General features: G+C 57.3%; 1 protein-coding gene. It reads left to right on the top strand.

What is annotated here, in order from left to right:
* Positions 1–224: 224 nt before the first annotated feature.
* On the top strand, positions 225–1,223 hold a 999-nt coding region (locus tag B3797_RS02440), incomplete at its 3' end, for a lactonase family protein (RefSeq protein ID WP_311790278.1).

Raw genomic sequence — 1,223 nt, 5'->3', positions numbered from 1 at the left:
GGTCATTGCTGATAATTGAAGGGTTTTTAGAGGATTAGAGGATTTACCGGCAGTGAGCCAGCACACATTTCTGCATTAACGGCAAAACGTTACAATTGTGCAACATTTTGAATGCGCTGGCGTTTTGGGCAAACACACAGTATGCCTCAGGCAGCTACACATCACCACGTTGCATCCGGCTGCGTATATCTGGAGCGGTAATCCTGACTCTACTGAGGTGACAAATGAATAAAATTCTGGCGCTGCGCCACTCGCTTCTCCTGCTGGGCATGGCCTGTAGCGGTTCGCTGCTGGCGCAGACCTTCGTCTACGTTTCGGCAGCGGACGATGGCAATATCGCGCGTTACGCCTTAAACGAGCAAACCGGCGCGCTGAAGCGTCTTGGCGAAACGCCAGCGGGCGGCAAGGTTATGCCGATGGCGATCGGCCCCGATAATAAAACGCTCTATGCCGCTGTGCGCAGCGAGCCGATGCGGCTGGTGAGCTGGTCTGTTAACAGCAAGACCGGCGCGTTAACGCCTGCGTCAGAGAGTGCCGCCGCGGCAAGCTATCCCTATATTAGCCTGGACAGGCAAGGGCGCTTTTTACTGGCAGCCTCTTACGATAGCGGCGTGGTGCATGTGTATCGCCTGAGTACGACCGGGAAGGTCGTCGCGCCTTTCGTCGATGAGGTTAAAACCGGCCATGCCGCGCATTCGGTGATTGTCGATGCGACCAGCCGCTTTGCCTATGTTGGGGTGCTGGGCACCGATCGCGTCCTGCAGCTCGCGCTGCATCAGGATGGCCAGCTGACGCCTGTTGGCGAAGGTTTTGCCGCGACGGAAGAGAAAAGCGGGCCGCGGCATTCAGCGCTCTCACCGGATAATCGCTTCCTCTATAACATCGGAGAAATGAGCGGCAGGATTACCCAGTTTGCCCGCCAGCCGGACGGCGCGCTGCAGAAAATCGCGGAATATCCCAGCGCGGTGGCGGAAAAATATCATTTGCAGTACGGCGTGGAACGTACGGCCAGCTATAACGACACGACGCCGCGTATCTGGGCCGCCGATATCAAGATAACGCCAGACGGGCGCTTTCTGTATGTTTCGGAACGCACCAGCAGTACGGTAACGGGCTATCGCGTCAGCCAACAGGATGGGAAGTTGCAGCTTATTGACAGCTGGCCGGTAGAAAAACAGCCGCGCGGCATCGCGGTGACGCCAGACGGGCGCTGGTTAATCGCC

Source organism: Pantoea sp. UBA5923, assembly GCF_002431095.1.
GTDB classification, from domain to species: Bacteria; Pseudomonadota; Gammaproteobacteria; order Enterobacterales; family Enterobacteriaceae; genus Pantoea; species Pantoea piersonii.
The sequence above is the reverse complement of the archived record's forward strand: the minus strand, read 5'-3'. Positions and strand labels throughout refer to the sequence as shown.